The sequence below is a fragment of the Streptomyces sp. NPDC051636 genome (assembly GCF_044453765.1).
Classification (GTDB): domain Bacteria; phylum Actinomycetota; class Actinomycetes; order Streptomycetales; family Streptomycetaceae; genus Streptomyces.
This window is the reverse complement of sequence record NZ_JBITDA010000008.1, coordinates 83,470-102,253: the sequence shown is the minus strand read 5'-3', so window position 1 is coordinate 102,253 and position 18,784 is coordinate 83,470. Positions and strand designations below refer to the sequence as shown.

Sequence of the window (18,784 nt, the reverse complement as noted above, 5' to 3'; positions counted from 1 at the left end):
GTGACTGTCGGCCGGCCTGCTCAGCGGGAGAGTCGCGTATGCCTTCGACGCTGCGTGCGGTGCCGGCCATCAGGGTGCTGCCGGAACCTGCCGGCCTGCCCGAACCGGCGGTGGAGGAGCTGCGCCTGGAGAGGGTGCTGGGGGCTGAGTGATCCGCTGCTCCTGTGCATCGTGCGCAAACTCCTGCTGGAGCCGGAGAAGTTCGACCACCCCTGCGGCTGGTTCGGCCTCGACCGCCCCAAGTCCTCGCTGACGCACCACTTCAAGGCGCTGCGCGAGGCCGGAATCATCCGTCAGCACCAGTACGGCCTGGAACGCCGCAGCCACGTCCGCGTCGACGACCTCGAACCCGCTTCCCCGGCCTGCTCGACCTGATGGCGGCCTGGACGCCGGAGAGCTGACGTGACGCGCGCGCCGATGCCTCCGACGGTGTTCGGCTGCGCGGCCTGACCAGGTGGTGGGCACCGCGCTCGACCTCGCCGCCGCGATCCGCGAGAACCGGGTGGGGCAGCAGCGAGACGCTGAACGTCACGCTGGTGGTACCCGAGCTGGTGGTGGAAGTCGGCGTCGGCGTCGCCCGCGATGCTTCCGGCCAGTGGCACCACCCGGCACGCCTGCACCGTGCCCGCCCGGGCCTCTCCACCACCGACGTCCCCCGCCCGACGCCGCCGCCGCACTGACAACGTGTTTCCGGATTCCAAGCGCACAGTTCACGGGCGCGATCCGCACAGCTCGCCGCAGCCGTGGCTCAGCTTGCGGAGTCGACCAGGAATCCGAGTCCAACCACCGCCCCCGCGTAGACCAACACAAGCAGCAAGCTACAGAAGATCAGCAGCCAGCCGGTCACGATGCCGAGCAGGGCCAGACCGCGGTCGCGGCCGCCCAGGCGCTTGCCACGGCGACGGCCAAGATGCCCGGCCGGGACAGCAACAACCCCGGACACGAACATCGCGAAGGTGTAGTAGCTGCCGTACATCAGCCAGAGCATCGGTGTCGCGAAGATGGCCACGATCAGACCGACGCCCATGGCCGCCGACCAGATGCTGACCCGGGCGGGCGTATTGCGTGACTCGACTGCCGACACAGCTGTCTGCCGAGAACTGCTGGTCATGATGGATCTCCCTGTCAGGCTCGGCAAGCCACCCTACGAGAGAGCGGCTTCATGCGGGCCCCGCCTCCGTCGCCCGCTCGCCGGCCGCTTGGTCCTCAGCCGGCACCTTCCGGCTTCACCCGGGTGCTCTTGATCAGGTTATCGAATGGATCTTTCATCCGTGACTCCCCCGTGGCTGGCCTGGCCTGCGTGGGCGGATGGCCCCGTGACCCTGCTGGCCGCCGCCACCCTCGTCACGGAGCGTCGACGCTGGCACCGGCTGGCCTCCGCCGAACGAACGCGCCAACTGAGGCGCTCGTCCGCCCACTACGATTTCCGCGTTGCCTCTCCCGGGTGAGGATGGCCTGGTGATTGACATCATCCGGTTCGGGCTGACGGGGGACCTGTGGAAGGTCCGCCGGTTCTTCGGCTGTACCATCGCGCGTTCGACGGGTGCTTGGGCCCGGGCGAGTGCGTGGTCGGCGGTGCGCTGAGTGGGGGCGAGTTCACCGCCAGCGGCCGGTTGACGCCGGTGGTCACCCAGGGGCCGGCGCCGGCGGTGAGGTGAATGCCGGTGGAGGAACCGGATCCAGTGCCCGTAGGTGCGGTGAAGAAACCAGGTAAACCGGCCGTGTGTTCTTCCGTTCGCCGGGCACGAGGAGTAACGGAGGTCGATAACTATGGTTCCCCTGCTTCTCGTTCTGCTGCTGGCTCTGATCCTCTTCGGCGCGGGTTTCGCGCTGAAGGCGCTGTGGTGGGTCGCCGTGATCGTGCTGGCCGTATGGCTGCTGGGCTTCGTGGTGCGCACCGCGGACACGGGCGGCCGCAAGGGCCGCTGGTATCGCTGGTAACCCAGCAAGCGGCCGTCAGCCAGCCTGTGGGCTCCGGGAACACCCGGGGCCCACAGGCGTGTCCCGCATCAGGACATCCCCTCGGGCAAAAGGTGTAACCGCCATCTTCCCGGGCACCAGGCCACATAGCTGGGGCCCGGTGAAGCAGCGGAACCTGCGCCTCCAACCACCGGACCCCAGCCACGCCCTGACACCTCGCACCACGCACGGCCCGGCGACACGATCCGAGCGTCTCCTGCAGCTCCGCTTGTCGCCGCTTGGTTGCGGGGCGTACACCGACTGAGGCCGCTGGTGAATGGAACAGCCCCTGCTTTGGCCCGGCCGCCGTATCCATGGACAAGCAGTCATCAACGGGAGGGTCTACAAGGTCCGTACCGATATCTCGTGGCGGCCTGGCCTTGCGGCCGGACCCGGCGGCCTGCCGAGCAAGATCCATCTGCCGGGTACTTCCGGATCAGAGCTGGTGCGCCGAAGCTCGATACGTGTCACTGATATGTCACCCGGCCTGCTGATCTCTCATCAACGAGACGCGGTGGCTGTCACCGATCGGCGCACTACTTGTCGCCAGGAGCGTCTGTTTGCCACCAGTTGTGACCCGGCTGGTCGAGATCACACGCCTTGGGTGAACTCCCACGGTCATGGTCAGGGGCTGATGACAATCCAGGAGCAGCCACCCTTTTGGGCTGCTCATACCTGGGAGGTGTCCGGTTCCAGGGAAACCGCGACAAGCCGGTCACTCAAGGAGCCGGCGGCGCTGCCACCTGTCGTCTCGGCGCGGTACGCACGGATCGCAGGGTCGGCGAGGGTGAGAGTCAGCACCGGGCAGTCCGCGGAGTCGTTGGTGTCCTCGGGCGAACACTTGATGATGTCGAGCAGGTTGTGGCCAGGACACACGGCCCCGGCAGGCAGATCCACATCCAGGAGCAACTCCTTGCCAGGATCGACGCGGAAGCTGCCGGACGCCGGGATCTTGACAGGCTTGCCCATGTAACCGCTGTCCACGACGGTCGCGGTGAGCCCGCGGGCGGAGGCGCGGCCGCCCTCACCGTGCGGGCCGTAGAGATCGAGCGTGACCCGGCCTTTGGCCAGCGGTGCGTCGAGCACCAGGGGTCGGTCGCCTGTTCGGATGGCCGCGTGGGCGGTGAAACGGGGTTTGCCCGGCAATTTCGGCCCCGGATCATAGGCGTCCCAGCTGGTGAGCACCAGCTGCGGGTCCTTGCTCCGCTCGTCTTTCCCCCGTGGTACCGGCCGCGGCCAATCGTCCACCCCGCACTTCGAGAGTTGGGCCGTGCCACCACCGGGGAGCGGACTGTCCTGCAACGGCTCGGCAGGAGCCTGCCGTTCCGCGGATGCGCGCCACTCGGACGTTGCAGAGGAATACGTCAGTACCAACAGGCCCACGACGGGCACGGCGAGGACCAACCAGGAACGTAGGGAAACGCGGAACACTCAGCCACGCCCTTGCGCGCGGCGGGCCGTCCCGGCACCGCCTCCGGTTTCCAACCACAGCGGACGGCCGCGCCGTCGGCCACGGCCGTCGGCCAGCGGCAACGAACAACGGTCCTGAGAAGCCGGACGGCTGGTATCCAGGCCTCGCTCGCCGGCCCGGGGGTTCAGTTCCACGACACTCATGATTCTTTCTGCGCCCCGGACGGCAAGAGCGTCACTGCCCCGTTACCCATGAGAATATGGTCAACGACCTCGGCCAGGGTTCGCAGTCACACGTCGGGCCGACGATGCACCCCCGCTCGCGAGCAGGGGCCGCACCTCGCCCGATGGCCCGGGCAATGGTGGCGCGGTCCACGCCGAACCAGCAGGCCAGCACGTCTGGGTGGCCCGGGACGAAGAGGAACCCCGTCGGCGGCACTCGAACACAGGCGTGCTCCAGCCCACCCTCTGCCATGCCCTCGCCCGGCATGAGAGAACCTGCTCTCGGCACCACTGGCCCCCGGCGCGTGGCGCCGGGGGCCAGTGGCTCTGGCGTGAGGGTCAGCGCTCCGTCGTGCCGCTGCTTCCGTAGGAACGGCGCACCGCGTCGGCGGCCTTGTCGGTCTGGGCGTCGTACTTGTTGCCCGTACGCTCATCGACCACCCGCTCGGCGCCCGCAACACCCTTGTCGGTCTGGTCCGGGTGGCCCTTCGCCATCTCCTTGGCCTTGTTCGCCATATCTCCCAGCTTGCCCATGGGTGCCTCCCGCGATAGCCCGTGCGTCGTACCCGGCTCAGGTACCCTCCAGGCCCAGTCCATCACCCCCGATCTCTCACAGGCGGCGCAACCGCCAAAGCGGCTCGGTGGACACCGCGCACTTGCTCCCGCTGAGCCCGCTGCTTCGCGGTCGGACCGCCCCGTCGGGACACACCCACCAGCGACATCACCGTCACCCGAGGCCGAAAACCCCATTAACCCCGCAGACGCTGGATGCTTCCACAACGGATTGTCGCGGCAGAGGTCTTGGCCTGCTGCTTCGTGCGACCGGGTTTCTCAGACCGGCGGAGTGAGCAGTGCACCCAGCGTCCGGCGCAGGCCCCGCAGCGGTGCTCCGGTCACCAGCCCGACCACCAGGGCGGCGACTGCGCCGGCCCCCGCCAGCAGTTGCAGTACGTCGGGTACCCTCATCCCGGCGACCGTTGCCAGAACGGAGCTCAGGCAGATGATGATCACGATCACCACTGCCTCAGAGCCGCCCAGCCGCCGCGGGCCGGTGACGTCGGTTTCGACGCAGGCAGCGGAAGAGGACTTCGACATGGGGGGCCTCCCTGAGGGTAGAGGCCGGCGACCGAGGCCGCCGGGTTGCGGCTCCAACCAGAAGCACCACGGGCGGTTGCCGCCGCCCTTGAGAGTGGTGCAGTCGACATCATCTGATTCACGGACGTAAACACCCGGGCCCGACCGGTTCCCTCAGGGGGATTGATGCCTTGCTGCTCCCCGATACGCTCACGCATGAAACCGACCGGACTTCAGCAGTTCAGACTCGGTGAGCCGCGATGCTTGCGTTCCTGGGCGCCTGACAATTCAAGTTACGGCGGCCCCGTCCGAGCGTTTTCGATTTTATGCATATGTGATCCATACGCGTTTGTGCCGCGCCCAGCCGACTGGAATGCTTCACCCAACAGGCGCAAGTGGTGTCACCCTCGACGAGGAGGACATCGGCACAGTGCGGCCGGAACGCCCCGGCCCGCCCAATCCGCTCGACGACGTGCTCCTGCCGGGATCTGGCGACGCCGGGAGGGTGGCCCAGGCGCGAGGGCGCTCGGGCCTCGGATCGATCGTTACCAGCACACGCTCCCCGACCGTCAGCCGACTGGTCCCGGCGTCCAGAGGACGGTGCGGGAGATTCCTGTTGGAACGGCCAGGTCGTAGGTGTACGCGGGGCGGCCTCGCCCCCTCCGCTGCCGGAGAACCGGTGCACGTGCTCCTCTTGCACAGGAGCCGTCACTTCGAGGCCGCGGTCGTGCAGCGCCTGGCGCTCCGCGGCGAGGGTCCCGGTGACGACGTGCACCGCGGAACACCACGGCCATCGCCCAGCCCACGAAGTTGTACTCCGTACCGGTCGCCGCCCCGCCAGGCCCAGGACAGCGGCTGCGCACAGCGCGGTCAGGACAGGCCACTTGACGTGTGTGCGTATGCCACATGCTCGTACCACGTCGCACCCGGCCTCCACACAGCCTGCTCCCCCGAACTCGCTCTGCCGCACCCCGGTCGCGTTGAAAACCTCGCGGTGATGAAGCTCTCTTAGAGGTCGTTTTCACCTGATTTGCATCGCTTCAGTGGCCACAAGGAGATGCTCACGCCTCTTGGGTATCGGGTTGCTAAGCGACGCGGCGAGAGGAATCGCCGATACGAACACCCTTTGGATCGAAACGGGCTTCAGGGGATGAGAGTGTCAATTCGGGCTCCCGTCGAACCTCACCGGTCATGTGGGTGCACCAGCGCCTCAGGGGGACCTCTTGACGCTGGGGCGTGTTGGGATCAAACAGACTTCATCGATGAAAACGACCTCTTAGATGTTGTCTTCTCCCGGAGTTTTTATCCCGGAATTGGTGTTTGCTTCCGGGGCGTTGGGTCGCGCCGGGAGATGATGGCTTCGCCGGTGAGGCGGCGGGCCATCAGGTCGGTCATGGCAAGGTGGATCACGGCTTCGGAGCGGGCGGGCAGGGTTTCGCAGTCGCGCGTGAGGCGGCGGTGGAACATCAGCCCCTCCCGTATGTCCGCTCCACGGTCCAGCGCCTCGGCAGCGGGGCGAATCCCCTGGTGCCGGGAGCGGTCTTCCGAAGGGCCGCCATCGCCAGTCGTTTTCGGCCGGCCCACCAAGTTCTCCCCGCCTTACGAGGAGACCAAGGAGGTCCACCGCATCGGGCCCGGACCCCGTACGTCCTGGACCACCACGATCCCCTCAACCCACCGGGAGCGAAAGCGGCCTCGGCGGTTAGCCGCACGGGGGCCGACCGCGGCAGGAGCGGCCTGCCGTCGGACCGGCCCCAGCCGCTCGGAGGACGAACCCGGGTGAGTAGGAGGCAAGGCGCCATGGGCACGCCCCAGCCCGAGGTCGGCGCCGGTGGGATCCCGCCGCGTCGTCGACGTGGCCTGGTGCGCCCTGGCGGCGGTGGGAATCATCCTGTTCCTCTCCCCGGGAACGGCCCCGCCACCCTCCTTGACCGGCCTGGTCTTCGCCATGCTGTCCACCGCGTCGATGGGCACCTGTCACATCCTCAGTCAGCGGACCGGGTCCCGTATGGCCGGGGGTGAACCGCGGGCCTCGGCAGTCTCTGGCGGCGCTCCTGACACTGTCCTTCGGACTGACGGACAGCGGTGCCAGGACGGCCCATCCGGTTGCCCTGCTCACGGGACTGGTCGTGGCCGTGCTGTCCGCCGCGCTGCCCTACTCCCTGGGAACTCACAGCGCTGCGGCGGCTGCCCGTCACGCGTCGTGGGAGTGGTGCAGAGCCTGGAGCCCGTGGCGGCGGGACTCGCCGGGCTGCTGCTCGGTGAGCTGCTCTCCTTCGGCCGATGGATCGCCATCGGCTGCATCACCGCCGCCTCGAATAGGACGGTCGGTACACGGCCCTCGGCAGACCGCGACTGACGTAGGGAATCGACGGGCCTCACGGCCGCAAGAGTGGGCAGCAGCGGTGCATGACGTCCGAACCACGTTTCACGCTGTGCGCGACCACTCTCGACGCACCGAACGCCCTTGAGCTGGCGCGGTTTTATCAGGGCTTGCTCGGGTGGCCGGTGAGGAAGGAGGAGCCGGGGTGGGTCGAGATCGGGCCGGCCGACGGCTGTGCCGGGCTGTCGTTCCAGAACGAGCCGCTCTTCACTCGACCGCACTGGCCTGCCGTCCCGTCCGGGCAGCAGATGATGATGCATCTGGACATCGAGGTGAACGACCTGACGTCGGCCGCCGAGCACGCCGTTGCCCTGGGCGCGACGGTGGCGGACTTCCAACCCCAGCCGGATGTGCGCGTCCTGTCCGACCCGGCGGGCCACCCTCTCTGCCTGTTCGTACGGACGGAGCGGCCCGGCACCGAGTAGCTGCGGCCGCCGGGGCCCGTCCGGTCCGGAAAAGGGCGTCGGTCAGCGAGCGGACGGGCCGGGTCGGACGGCCGGGGCGTCGTCCCGTTGGGAGTCGGTCAGGCGGACCGGACGGACGGGGACGGCGGCGTGGTGTGCCCGCCCGCGGCGACCCTCCATCGGCGGTCATGCCGCGCCGCGGCTTCCACCGGCCGCGGCGGAGGCCTTCGCGGTCATCTCCGAGCTGTATGCGGAGGTGTGAACCGCCGCTCCGAACAAGGGTGGCGCAGCCCCCTCGCGGTGACGGCCGTGGCGGCCCGTCAGGTGCGGCTCGGTACCGGCTCCGGGTCGGAGAGATGCGCTGCCGCGCGGCGGGGAAGCAGCAGCGGGGTCGCCAGCAGGAGCACGCCGGCCAGGCCGATGGCCGTACGCGGGCCGAGCAGGCCGCCCAGCACGCCCCAGACGGCCGTCAGGAGCGCGGTCGAGGCCTTGGTCGTCACCGCCCAGGCGGACAGCGTACGGGCGACCCGGTCGGTCGCGGTGCGCTCGAGGCGGTAGGTGGCGTAGACGGGGTTGAAGACCCCGCAGCAGAAGATGAGCCCGAGCTCGACGCCCATCACCAGCAGCAGCCCTCCGGTGCCCGGCCCGAGGAAGGCCAGGCCGACGGGCCAGAGCGCGCGCAGCGCCCCGACCACGACCAGGACCTGGTGCTGCCCGAACCGGGTGACGAGCGGCCGGGCCAGCCGCGAACCGAGCAGCCCGCCGATCGAGGGCGCGGCGAAGGCGAGGCCGTACTGCCACGGTGTGAACCCGAGTCGGCCGAGCATCAGGACGGCCAGCAGCGGCTGGGCGGCCATCACCAGGCCGTTGAACAACGCGGTGTTGAAGAAGAGCGGACGCAGCGTCGCGTCGGCGAGGATGTACCGCCAACCGTCGAGCAGCTCCCCGGCCCGCATGCGCGCGGCCTCCCGGCGCTCGGGCAGCGGCTCGTGGCCGGCCGTCGCGCGGATACCCAGGGCCGAGAGCAGGTAGCTGACCGCGTCGGCCACCACCGTCGCCACCGGACCGAGGAGCCCGATCGCGGCGCCGCCCAGCGGCGGTCCGATGATCGTGGTCGTCCAGGCCGTGGACTCGAACCGGGCGTTGGCGACGAGCAGGTCCTCGGCCGGCAGCAGCGTCTTCAGGTACGCACCGGAGGCGGCGCGGAAGGTGATGTCGGCCGCCGCGACGACGACCGAGACCAGCAGGAGCTGAAGGAACGTGAGCGCGTCGAGCGCGAACGCGGCGGGGATCGTCAGCAGCGCCGCGAACCGCACCAGGTCCATCGCGATCAGCACCGTCCGCTTGCGGCGGAACTCCACCCACGGGCCGAGCGGCACCGCCACGGCCGCGCCCACCGCAACCCCCACGGAGGAGAGCGCGGCGACCTCGGCCGGTCCGGCGTGCAGCACCCGGATGGCGATCAGCGGGAACGCGCCGAAGGCGAGCCACGTGCCGAGCGCGCTGGTCCCGTACGCTCCCCAGAGCCACCCGAACCGCCGCCCCAGCCGATGTCCGCGCAGATGTCCCAGCCGGTGCCCGCTTCTCATGCCCGCCGTCCCTCGCCCCTCACCCGCACAACCGATCCGCGATCGGAAACATCAAAGCGAGCACCACACGCCGGGATCAAACAACCGCAGGGCCGCCCGGCCACAACCAACGGTTGTACCCATAGGGTGCCGGCATGGACCTCGACACCGTCCGGACCTTCGTCGCCGCCGCCGACGCGGGGCAGTTCCAGGAGGCCGCCGCCGAGCTGGCGGTCACCCAGCAGGCTGTCTCCAAGCGCATCGCCGCGCTGGAGCGCAGCCTCGGCGTGCGGCTGTTCACCCGCACCGCGCGCGGCGCCGAGCTCACCATCGACGGGCAGGCGTTCCTGCCCCACGCGCGCGAGCTGCTGCGCGTCGCCGAGCGCGCGGTCACGTCCGTGCGTACCGGCCGCCGTCCGCTGCGCGTCGATGTGATCGCCTCGCGCAGCGCGGCGTCGGGCCTGATGCGCGGCTTCCACCGCGCGCACCCCGAGATCGACCTCGACGTGGTGTGGCTGTTCGACATCGAGACGGCCGTCGCCGCCATTCGGTCCAGTGCGATCGACGCGTCCTTCCGCGCCGTCGCCGTGCCCGGCCGGCCCCTTCCCGAGGACATCGAGTCAGTCCGGGTGCTCGACGAGCCGCTCCAGCTCCTCACCGGCCCCGCCCACGCGCTGGCGGGCGCCCGGTCGGTGACCGTCGCTCAGCTCGCCGGGCACCGGATCTGGATGCCCGGCATCGTCCCCGGTACCGAGTGGGCCGCCTACTACGACGACCTCGTCGCCGAGTTCCGGCTCACCATCGAGGCGACCGGCCCCAACTTCGGCTCCGACGCGCTCCTCGACACCATCGCCGACACCCCGGCCCTGGCCACCTTCATGGGCGAGCACACCCGCCTCGTCTGGCCCGCCGGCCACGGCCTGCGCCGCATTCCGGTGACCGACCCGACGCCCGTCTACCCGCACTCGCTCCTCTGGCACCGCGACAACCCCCACCCGGCGCTGGCCACCCTCCGCGCCCACCTCGCCGCAACAGCGGCCGGCCACGGCGCCGCCGGGACCTGGGCGCCGAGCTGGGTGATTCCGCGCTGAACGCCGCCGCGTCATCGGTCATCGTCGCCGGACCGACGGACGGTGACTCGGGGGCAGGCGTGGCCATCGGCACACTCCGGCTCTCCCTCTCCGTGTGCCTCGTACGCCTTGACGGGGATCAAGGCTGTGAACTGCCGATTGAGCTCTGGAAACCCAGATGAGGAACGCTCACCCCGGTTCCGGCCCTCACTGAACTTCCCCACGCGTTTGAGGACTTGATCCAAGAAGGAGTTCCACGACCGGCTCCGCCGCCCGGAAACCCACTGGCCTGCCGTTTCACCAGCCGGTCCGCGCTAGCGACCTGTCCCCCAGCCAGGGCGGTCCGGTCTGGCCGCGCTGCGGGACGAAGCCGCGAAGCGGGGCCGGCCGCCGTCCCACCAAAGTCACCACTGGCTGGTCTCACACCCGCCGACCGGCGGCGCTCGGGGGCGCTCGGAGGGAGCGCAATTTTCCCAACGTGCTCCCAGCCGCCTGTGGACGATCGTGCGACCAAGGGCCTTCGGCCCTCCGGCCATTGCAGAATGAGGCGACACAAGTGGCCGAAACCGGCGCTTCGGCGCAGGTCAGCCACACTGCTTGAGGGGGGACGTCTCAGCCGCTGGGGGGATTGACGCGCGCCGGTCGCATCCAGCGATACGTGGCTCGGAGCGCAGGCGGCCATGACGGCGGGATGCGCCGCCCGTCCGCGCGCCACATGGCACGGGGGTCAACAAGGGGGGCAGTCAGTGGGGGAGATTTCCGATCGCATCGAAGCGCTCGTGGCCACGCGGCACGGTCGGCTCGCCGAGGTCGACACCGAGATCGGCGCGTGGTCCGAGGCCGAGGCCGGCCTCGCCAGAATCGCGAAGTCGCTCGAGGCTCCGACAGGCCGGGCCGAAGGAGCCGCGGCGGAAGAGGCCGCCGTCCTCGCCGGGTTGCGGAGCGAGGTGGCGGCGATGCTGGAGGACCTGCGCGCGGCGCGCTGCCGCTTCGCGCGACCCACGATCAACATCGGCGTGAGCGGCAAGGCCAGGGTGGGGAAGAGCACGCTGCTCCAGAGCGTCTCGGGGCGCTCGGACGACCAGATACCCACGGGCCCGCATGTGCCGGTGACCGCCGTGCGGAGCAGGATCTTGCAAAGCGACCGACCTCGGGTCCTGCTGCGCATGCACAGCCCGGAGTCGTTCCTCACGGATGTCGTCGCCCCGTACCACCGGGATCTCGGACTGGCTGACCGAGCCGGAGTGGCGCGGCCACGAGTGTCATCTGCGGCCGGTCCGGGATGAGGCCTCGGCGGGCGCGGTCGCTGCCGTGCTGGGTATTCACCCCTTCAGGGTGGCCTCCCGCGTGGGTGACCTGCCCCGGTGGCTGGACGTCATCGGCGTGCTCGCAGGAGCCGATCAGACGGTCTCTCGTTTCGTCGCCTCCGTGGATGCCCTGCAACTCGGCTGGCATGCCCGTGTCGAACTGGTGCTGATGCGACCGGACGGGCACCGCCGGACGGCCACGACCGAGGACGCGGTTCTGACCCGTTTCGATGCCCACTTCGACTGCACCGACACTCATACGCCCGACGACCCGGGCCGGATCGAGGTACGCCTGTGGAAATGAAGAAAGCCTCGGATGTCAACGAGCGTGACGAGGCACGCAATCTCAGCAACCAGGGAGCCGCCTGCCTGCGGCTCTTCGAGGAACTGGTCAGCGAGTGTCTGCGGCGGCTTCAGGCCGCCGACCGCTTGGACACCGGCGCAGTCGGCCGGTTCACCTTCTCGCTGCCCCCGCAGGCGGTGGAACTGCTCCAGCGAGCGCGGGACCACTACCTGGCCGCGCTTCGCCTCATGCCGAAGGAGGAAGCCGGGAACCTGGCCGTCCTCCATCACCAACTCGGGGGGATCTACAAGCACTTGGACGAGGCCGAACGCGCCGAACACCACCTGGGAGAGGCCATCCGGCTGCATGCCGCCGTCGGCGACGGATTCCGCTGTGGGCAGTCGCACCACGACCTGGCCGAGACGTTGGTGCACCGGGGCCGGCGTTATGCGCAGGCGCTGACGCACGCGAGAGCGGCACTGGAGCTCTTCCAGCAGGCCGGCTCCGGCGCCGCGCGGGAGGCCCACCGTACCGCCGGACTCGTCGCCGAGCTGGAGTCGTACCTGTCATGACCGTCACCCGCCGGGAGGCCGTTTTCTGGACGTGCCCCGCCTGCGACACCGGGCAGCACGCCCGATTGCCCGTCATCCTCGACGCGTCGGCCGACGAGTCCGCGCTCGCTGAGCCAGGCCGTGGCGAGTCGCACGACGCCGCTTGCGAGAGGTGCCGGAAGGTAACCACGGTGCCCGTCGGATTTCTCGCCGTGCGTCCTCTTCCCCCGTATCTCGTGTACTTCGCGCCTCCCCACACCACCGCGGCCGTGGACAGAGCGGAGGAGCGCCGGCTGCGGCAGTTCCTCGGACAGACGGATTCCGGAGTCCCCCACTTTCCCCTCTCGATGGCGCCGATCATGCTCGGTGTCGCGGGCGGCGAGGCCTCCGGCAGCTTCCGGACGAAGGGCCACGGGACACGTGTCGAGCCGCCCGCCGTGGCCGAACTGATGGCGCGAATCGGTGCGCTGGGCGACACCCGCGGCGACGATGAGGCGACCGCGGTGGCCGAGCGGCTCGCCGACCAGGCGCTGACCCTGGTCACCAGGGAGACGCCCCCGGAGGCACGCAGCCTGATCCGGCTCCTTCTCGCCGGCGCTCTGCTGAACCGTACCCAGCCGACCCCATGGGACATCGAGCGTGCGATCGGCGTCCTCAGCCAGGCGATCGTCAAGGACTGCGGACCGGATACGCCACCGGGGACGCTCGCCTCGATCCACAGCGACCTCGCCCGCGCCTACGCCCGACGTAGGTGCGGCCGTCCGGATCTCAACGAACACCTCGCGCGCAGCCATGGCGAAAGCGCCGTCGAGCTGTTCGAGCGCTCCGGCGACCGGCTCGCCTGGGCGGTCTGCGCCTCGAACCTGGCCACCGGCCTGATAGCGACGCGTTCCGGCGAGCGCACCAGCTGTCTCGAACGCGCGGTGGCCCTGCTCGAAGCGGCCGTCGAGGTCGCGCCCCCGGGCCACCGGGAGTGGTGCGACATCGCCAGCAACCTGGGGCAGGCCCATGCCGCCCGCGCCACCGGCGACGACATGGTGAACTTCGCCAAGGCGCGGCAGTGGTACCTGCGGGTCGCCGAGGCCGAGGGCATCGACGACAACCCACGAGGATACGGCGACACCCACTACAAGCTGGGCATGCTCATCCTCAAGCAGCGCCGCGATCCACAGGAAGCCCTGATCCATCTCGAGGAGGCACAGCGGGGATACGAGCGGGCCAGCCACGGCCAGTTGTCCTCCGTCCACCTTGGTATGAGCACCGCGTACGCGATGCTCGGCCGCTCCGCCGACCACATCGCCGCGCTGGAGAAGGCGCAGGAGTTCCGCAGCCCGGAGCTCCATCCCGCCGAGTGGGCGCGCGTGCACGCCTCCCTGGCCGCGGCGAGGATGGACACCGGCTCCCTGACATCGCTGGCCGAGGGGACGGCCGCACTGCACGAGGCGCTGGAGGCGCTCGAACGCGCCAAGGCCGGCCCGCTCGAAGCGGCCATGCTCTACGATCGCCTCTCCCATGTCTGGGGTGCCCGGCACGCGCTCGGCGAGCAGGGGGCCAGAGCCCAGCAGATCGCCGAGCTGACGACGGCGGCCGAGCTCAGCCGTGACAACGCGCACATGCACCGGGAGGTGGCACGCAAGCTCGGCGCACTGCACGCCGCGTCGGGCGACTGGCCGGCCGCGGCCGACGCGTACCGGAGCGCGGTGGCAGCCGCCGACGAGCTGTTCAACACGATGCTGCTCGACACCTCCCAGCGGCGATTGCTGGCTTCGTCTGCGACGCTGCGGCACGAGGCCTGTCACGCGCTGGCCCGGGCGGGACGGCTCCCCGAGGCGGTCGTCATGGCGGAGTCGGCCCGGGCCAGGATCATCGGACAGACGCTCGAGCAGACCAACGCCGACCTCGAGGATGTCAAGGCCGTGCACCCTGCGGCCTATCGGGCGTTCGCGGACGCCGCCGAACGCTTCGCCGCGGTGAGCAGCCTGAACCGTGACTTCTTGGCAGAGGGGGACGGGGACGATGTCCAAGCACGTGCCCTCCAGCTCAGCACCGAACTCACCCAAGCGCGCGAGGCGCTGCGAAAGGCGATCAGCCGCATCCAGGGCCTGCCGGGCAAGGCCCAGTTCCTGAAGCGGGCGGACTTCGGCGAGATCGCCGCCCGGACCGGTACGGACACCGCGATGTCGTATGTCATCGCCACACACCGCGGATCAGCGGCCCTGTTGGTGACCACCGGCACCGGAGGCGAACCCGCTGCCGTCGCCGTCTTCGACGACGTCACCTCCGCAGACGTGGCGGAGGCCGTCCAAGCGCACGCCGATCCTGCCGACGCGGCGATGGCGGGCGTAGTCCGCGTTCGCGGCCTCATGACGAAACTCGCGGCTGCGATACCTGAACGGATCGTTCGCCTGGATCTGATCGCATGTGGGCGGTTGGGCCTCCTGCCGGTGCATCAGGGGGCACTCGGGCGTGTGCACGTCTCGTACGCGCTGTCAGCGCAGACGATGCGCGTCCATGATCCCTCCGCCCGCCGCGTGTCGGTGCTAACGGTGGGAGACCCGCTCGGGGACATGGAGGCAGCCGCCGAGGAGGCGCGGGCGGTCGCCCGCCTGGCCCCCCGTCCGATCCTGCTGGTGGGCGAGGCCGCCCGGATCGAAGAGGTCCTTCGGCACCTTCGCGAGGACCGCTTCGACATCGTCCATCTGGCCTGCCACGGCTTCTACGACGACAGCGGGCCGCTGAGCTCGGGACTGAAGCTGGCCGACGGCCCGCTGACCCTTCGTGCGCTCCTCGACGACCGGGCCCGCACACTGCGGGGGACCCGGCTCGTGGTGATGTCGGCGTGCGAGAGCGCCGTGGTCGGCACAGAGAACCCGGACGAGGCGCTGGGCCTGCCCGCGGCGATGGCACAGGCGGGGGCGGCGTGCGTGGTGGGGTCGCTGTGGCGCGTCGACGACATCGCCACCCAGGCACTCATGATCCGGTTCCATGAACTGCTCCGGGGCGAGTCCGAGGCACGGATCGACCAGGCTCTGGCCGAGGCGCAGCGCTGGCTGGCCGAAGCGACTCCGCCGGTGCTGCGGGAGAAACTGCCCATGGCGCCGGGTACTCGCGCACGTCTCAACCTGTTCGACGATGACGAGCACCCGTTCGGCGACCCGCGGTACTGGGCGGCGTTCGTCGCGGTGGGGAGATGACATGACCGATGCCCAGGCGTCGTTCCAGGACCGGCTGGCGGCGGACCGCGTGGAGAACATGACCAACCACGAGAAGATCGTCTTCTACGAGCTGGTGGAGAGCGAAGTCGTACGCCGCAGCGGCGACCCGCACACCACCGGAGGGCATCTCGCCCACCTGGGACTTCTGTACGCGTACGAATCACGTTTCGAGGAAGCCGTCCTCTACACCACCGAGGCCGTCGCGATCCTCGAGGAGATCGGCGACGAGCTGGGCGCGGCGAAGGCGACCCTCGACATGGCGGTGGCCCACGCGTCCGCCGGAGACCTCCGGCGCGCCGAACCGCTCTTCGGGCAGGCGATGGAGTACGCCGCGGCGGCCGGCGCGCGAGAACTGCTCAGGCTCGCCTGCGCCAATTTGGTGACCCTGCACAAGAGCCTGGCCGACGATGGCGACGACGCCCGTCGGCGCCTCGCGGAGGTCGAGCGCCGTGCCCTCGCCGCCGGTGACGACCACAACGCGATCCGCGCCGCCCGCGCCCTCGCGGAGAGCTACACCCGTACGCAGGAGCAGGACCCGGCCATGGCGGCGTGCGAGCGGGCGCTCGTCCGTGCCTGCCAGGTGGACGATCCTCAGTGGACCGACCTGGGGCTGCTCCTGCCGTTGGGCGAGAGCACGTCCGCCGAGGTGCTCTCCGTGTACCGCACGCGGCTGCTCCAGGCCGCGGAGCTGCACGAGCGGCTCGGCTACACCGAGACCGCCGCCGAACACCGGCGGCGGCTCTGCACGATCAACGGACTGGCCACGGGAAGGGAGACGTGATGGGGAAAACGCGAGTCGATCTGGAGCTGCCGGACGACCCGAGGCTGATCGACGTCGATCTGGTGGAGGTGGAGCGCCGCGACCCACTGCCCCCTGACAGCGGTGCCCGTTGTGCCCTCGGGGTTCCGATCGTTCGGGACCTCGGCAGCGAGGACGGCGTGATCGTCCTGGCAGTGGCAATACCGTGCAGCTTCGACGCCACCGACGAGCCCATTGTGCGTGCCTCGGTCACCGCCGGCCTCGCCAGTGTCGACGGCTCCGACGACCATCCTCTTGCGTACGGGCTCCAGCCTGCCGCACAGGGACATCCGGCCAAGCGGCGAGCGGTGTCCTTCTCCTTCGAACTGTCCCTCACCCCCGCGCTCACTGTGGACGTTGCGCCATCCGCCGACGGCCCGGTCGCCGAGCCATATGTGCGCGCGTACGGCGAGGGCAGCCGCGAGCCGGAATGGCGTTTTCGCCGGACGTCCACCGCAAACATCGACGGCATTGAGTGGCTCGCCATGCTGGTGGTCGCGTCTGCCACGTCCGGGGCCGAACTGAGCCTCGCTCTGGCCGCGTCGGTACGCAGACGCACCATGAAGGTCATCCCCTACACGGCCCGCCTTCCCTCCCAGCTGAGCCGGATCCGCCTCGCCGGCTGACCACCCGGTCGAGTGACCTGCTGGCAGCCCGCTTGCGGGACCACGAGCCCGCACACGCCCCGGGGCGGCTGACCGGCCTTGATGCGGGCGGGTCGGGGCTGTCACGGCCACGGTGAGCATTGGTTCGGGCAAGGACCACGTCATGCGGCTATGCCTTCCACGTCGACCACCGGACGCCGCGCCCAGCGGTCCCAGCAGCGGGCGCCCTTGAGAAGGCGTACTGGTACACAGACCTTGACGGCGAACTGCACCATCGAGGCCGGCCTCAAGGCCCTCGCGCAGGCCGATGAGGTAGTTGGCGAACACACGGTCTCCTCGCAGGGCGGGCTCAGGACTGGCTGTTGATGAAGCCGATCAGGCTGGCTCCCCACCAGCCGAACTGGCTGACGGTAGCGGCGACACCCGATTGGACAAGGAGGCTGCGGGGCACCCGCTGGTCCCGGTACTGGTCGAGGTGCTGGCCGAGTCGGTGGGCGTAAAGACCGTTGAGGGTGATGGCCAGGACGAGTCCGACTTTGATCAGGGTCAGCGTGGAGGTCAGGTCCGGGTGGAGGAACAAGCCGGTGGCCACCAGTCCGGCCAGTCCGAGCCAGATCGGGACCTGGAGCGTGGAGGCAGTGTTCAGGATGTCGGCCAGGCGGCGGCGTCCCAGCAGCCACAGGACGGCGAACCAGTCCACGGCGAGTACGGCGCCCAGTCCGACGACGAGGGCCGCGACATGCAGAAAGCGGACGACGGTCTGCAGCGTCGGATCGGCGTGGACGTGACCGGACATCCAGCAGACGGCGGCCAGGGCGGCGCAGCTCAAAAGCCCCGCGGCGGCGAGTACCCAAAGTGGCGTGCGCGCGGCCTCGGCATGCTCCGGGTCTTGGCCGCCAGCGGCCGCCGACCGCTCCGGCTTCCCGGCGTGCGGGGAGATCGCAGCGGCCATGGGTCTGTCGGAGATCACCGTCACGGTCAGCTCTCTGGCTTCAGTTCGACGTTGGCGAACGTGGCGGTGACCGTCTCGCTCAGCGCAGGCTTCGCGCCACTGGCACCGTGCCGCAGGAAGGTCGGTGGCTGCAGCGTGGCGCGCAGGGTGTACTTACCGGTCCTGGGGATGGAGAAGTTGTTCGCGTAGTGGAAGAACCCGGCGTGGTAGAAGTTCAGGTTCTGGGCCTGAACGACCTTGCCCGTGACGTCGAGGACCTCGAGCTTGATGGGAACGTTCGGCACGATGCGGCCGGTTTTGGCCTCCATCGGAATGATCTCGATGTGGTGCGTCTCGTTCTTGGCCGGCTCACGGTTAACCAGCTTCCCGTGGGCGCCTGGCTCGGCCTGGAACCACGGCTCGGCAGCCTCCACGATGTAGCCGATGCGGTATTCCCCGGCCTTGGTCTGCCCGCCCCGCGCCGCGATCTCCGCTTCGAGCACGGTGTGCTGGTGCGCCACACCGGCCGGGGCCGTCTCCTTCACCTGCGCATTGGCGGGCGCCGTGTCCGCCTTGTCGGCATCGGTGCCACCGCAGGCCGTCAGGGCGAGAGCGAGCGGGGCGGCAAGGAAGAGTGAGGACAGCGAAGACTTAGTCATGGCCGAAATCAATCTTTCGGTCGGCGGTAAGGTAAGGCGAACCTAAGAAGTTGCCGCGTGTCCGTCAAGTCGTATCGCAATACGGACACCTGCGGCAATATCGGGCACGCCAACGTGAATTTCCTTTCATCGCAGGGAAGTTGAGGGACGTCACCCGTGACTTTGCCTGGGCACGTGGCGGTGTGAGACTCAACATCCGACTGTCGATCGCTCTCAGAACGCATCGACAAGCGTCCTGGTTTCTCGTACGCAGCCAAGCCCGAGCTGCTCACAGGCTTCGCGCTCGCCGCCTTGGTACCTGCGAATGGCGCCTCCGCCGTCCGGCACGAAGCCGGTCACATCGG

The 18,784-nt window shown here is 69.6% G+C and carries 18 protein-coding genes and 2 pseudogenes; 12 read left to right on the top strand and 8 right to left on the bottom strand.

Features of this window, described 5'->3' with window-relative positions:
* Nucleotides 1-38 precede the first annotated feature (38 nt).
* Together ACIBBH_RS17170 and ACIBBH_RS17165 are read left to right on the top strand one after the other, a co-directional pair.
* Nucleotides 39-401, top strand: a pseudogene (locus tag ACIBBH_RS17170) (ArsR/SmtB family transcription factor).
* 135 nt (nt 402-536) lie between these two features.
* Nucleotides 537-680: an ATP-dependent DNA ligase gene (locus ACIBBH_RS17165; RefSeq protein ID WP_399405311.1), complete on the top strand. Its 144-nt coding sequence runs from the start codon at nt 537-539 to the stop codon at nt 678-680.
* A gap of 68 nt (nt 681-748) precedes the next feature.
* Here the strand turns inward: ACIBBH_RS17165 and ACIBBH_RS17160 are convergent, their stop codons facing one another.
* Nucleotides 749-1,111, bottom strand: coding sequence for a hypothetical protein (locus ACIBBH_RS17160; protein WP_399405309.1), 363 nt, complete (start codon nt 1,109-1,111; stop codon nt 749-751).
* Between the two features lie 659 nt (nt 1,112-1,770).
* On the opposite strand from ACIBBH_RS17160, the gene ACIBBH_RS17155 reads away from it, so the two are divergent.
* Nucleotides 1,771-1,941: a hydrophobic protein gene (locus tag ACIBBH_RS17155; RefSeq protein ID WP_399405307.1), complete on the top strand. Its 171-nt coding sequence runs from the start codon at nt 1,771-1,773 to the stop codon at nt 1,939-1,941.
* Between the two features lie 687 nt (nt 1,942-2,628).
* Here ACIBBH_RS17155 and ACIBBH_RS17150 read toward each other — a convergent pair.
* From ACIBBH_RS17150 to ACIBBH_RS17135, 4 genes and pseudogenes are all read right to left on the bottom strand, one after another.
* A complete protein-coding gene (locus ACIBBH_RS17150) occupies nt 2,629-3,144 on the bottom strand; it encodes a hypothetical protein (RefSeq protein ID WP_399405305.1) in 516 nt (171 codons plus the stop codon).
* 786 nt (nt 3,145-3,930) lie between these two features.
* A complete protein-coding gene (locus tag ACIBBH_RS17145; protein WP_399405303.1) occupies nt 3,931-4,125 on the bottom strand; it encodes an antitoxin in 195 nt (64 codons plus the stop codon).
* A 297-nt stretch (nt 4,126-4,422) separates the two neighbouring features.
* Entirely contained in the window at nt 4,423-4,686 is a 264-nt protein-coding gene (locus tag ACIBBH_RS17140) for a hypothetical protein (protein ID WP_399405301.1), read from the bottom strand.
* A 1,281-nt stretch (nt 4,687-5,967) separates the two neighbouring features.
* Nucleotides 5,968-6,200: pseudogene (locus ACIBBH_RS17135) on the bottom strand (IS5/IS1182 family transposase); the annotation flags it as partial.
* 695 nt (nt 6,201-6,895) lie between these two features.
* On the opposite strand from ACIBBH_RS17135, the gene ACIBBH_RS17130 reads away from it, so the two are divergent.
* Complete coding sequence (locus ACIBBH_RS17130; protein WP_399405299.1) at nt 6,896-7,024, top strand: hypothetical protein; 129 nt, start codon at nt 6,896-6,898, stop codon at nt 7,022-7,024.
* A 50-nt stretch (nt 7,025-7,074) separates the two neighbouring features.
* Entirely contained in the window at nt 7,075-7,473 is a 399-nt protein-coding gene (locus ACIBBH_RS17125) for a VOC family protein (RefSeq protein ID WP_399405297.1), read from the top strand.
* Between the two features lie 299 nt (nt 7,474-7,772).
* On the opposite strand, the gene ACIBBH_RS17120 is transcribed toward ACIBBH_RS17125, so the two are convergent.
* Nucleotides 7,773-9,041, bottom strand: coding sequence for an MFS transporter (locus tag ACIBBH_RS17120; RefSeq protein WP_399405295.1), 1,269 nt, complete (start codon nt 9,039-9,041; stop codon nt 7,773-7,775).
* Nucleotides 9,042-9,175: 134 nt separating this feature from the next.
* On the opposite strand from ACIBBH_RS17120, the gene ACIBBH_RS17115 reads away from it, so the two are divergent.
* The 7 genes from ACIBBH_RS17115 (at nt 9,176) to ACIBBH_RS17085 (ending at nt 16,871) form a co-directional block, all read left to right on the top strand.
* On the top strand, nt 9,176-10,111 hold the full coding sequence (locus ACIBBH_RS17115; protein WP_399405293.1) for a LysR family transcriptional regulator: 936 nt from the start codon (nt 9,176-9,178) through the stop codon (nt 10,109-10,111).
* 725 nt (nt 10,112-10,836) lie between these two features.
* On the top strand, nt 10,837-11,376 hold the full coding sequence (locus ACIBBH_RS17110; protein WP_399405291.1) for a hypothetical protein: 540 nt from the start codon (nt 10,837-10,839) through the stop codon (nt 11,374-11,376).
* Nucleotides 11,377-11,437: 61 nt separating this feature from the next.
* Nucleotides 11,438-11,701 carry a hypothetical protein gene (locus tag ACIBBH_RS17105; protein ID WP_399405290.1) on the top strand — a complete coding sequence of 88 codons (264 nt, stop codon included), beginning with the start codon at nt 11,438-11,440 and terminating at the stop codon, nt 11,699-11,701.
* Nucleotides 11,698-12,252, top strand: a complete 555-nt coding sequence (locus ACIBBH_RS17100) for a hypothetical protein (protein WP_399405288.1) — start codon at nt 11,698-11,700, stop codon at nt 12,250-12,252. The genes ACIBBH_RS17105 and ACIBBH_RS17100 overlap by 4 nt, the downstream gene beginning before the upstream one ends.
* Before the next feature lie 170 nt (nt 12,253-12,422).
* Complete coding sequence (locus tag ACIBBH_RS17095; protein WP_399405286.1) at nt 12,423-15,425, top strand: CHAT domain-containing protein; 3,003 nt, start codon at nt 12,423-12,425, stop codon at nt 15,423-15,425.
* 1 nt (nt 15,426) lies between these two features.
* Entirely contained in the window at nt 15,427-16,227 is an 801-nt protein-coding gene (locus ACIBBH_RS17090; RefSeq protein WP_399405284.1) for a hypothetical protein, read from the top strand.
* Nucleotides 16,227-16,871, top strand: coding sequence for a hypothetical protein (locus tag ACIBBH_RS17085; protein WP_399405282.1), 645 nt, complete (start codon nt 16,227-16,229; stop codon nt 16,869-16,871). Before ACIBBH_RS17090 ends, ACIBBH_RS17085 begins: the two co-directional genes overlap by 1 nt.
* A 328-nt stretch (nt 16,872-17,199) precedes the next feature.
* Here ACIBBH_RS17085 and ACIBBH_RS17080 read toward each other — a convergent pair whose 3' ends face one another.
* Both ACIBBH_RS17080 and ACIBBH_RS17075 read right to left on the bottom strand, forming a co-directional pair.
* Entirely contained in the window at nt 17,200-17,802 is a 603-nt protein-coding gene (locus tag ACIBBH_RS17080; protein ID WP_399405280.1) for a hypothetical protein, read from the bottom strand.
* 26 nt (nt 17,803-17,828) lie between these two features.
* Complete coding sequence (locus tag ACIBBH_RS17075; RefSeq protein WP_399405278.1) at nt 17,829-18,452, bottom strand: iron transporter; 624 nt, start codon at nt 18,450-18,452, stop codon at nt 17,829-17,831.
* Nucleotides 18,453-18,784 lie beyond the last annotated feature (332 nt).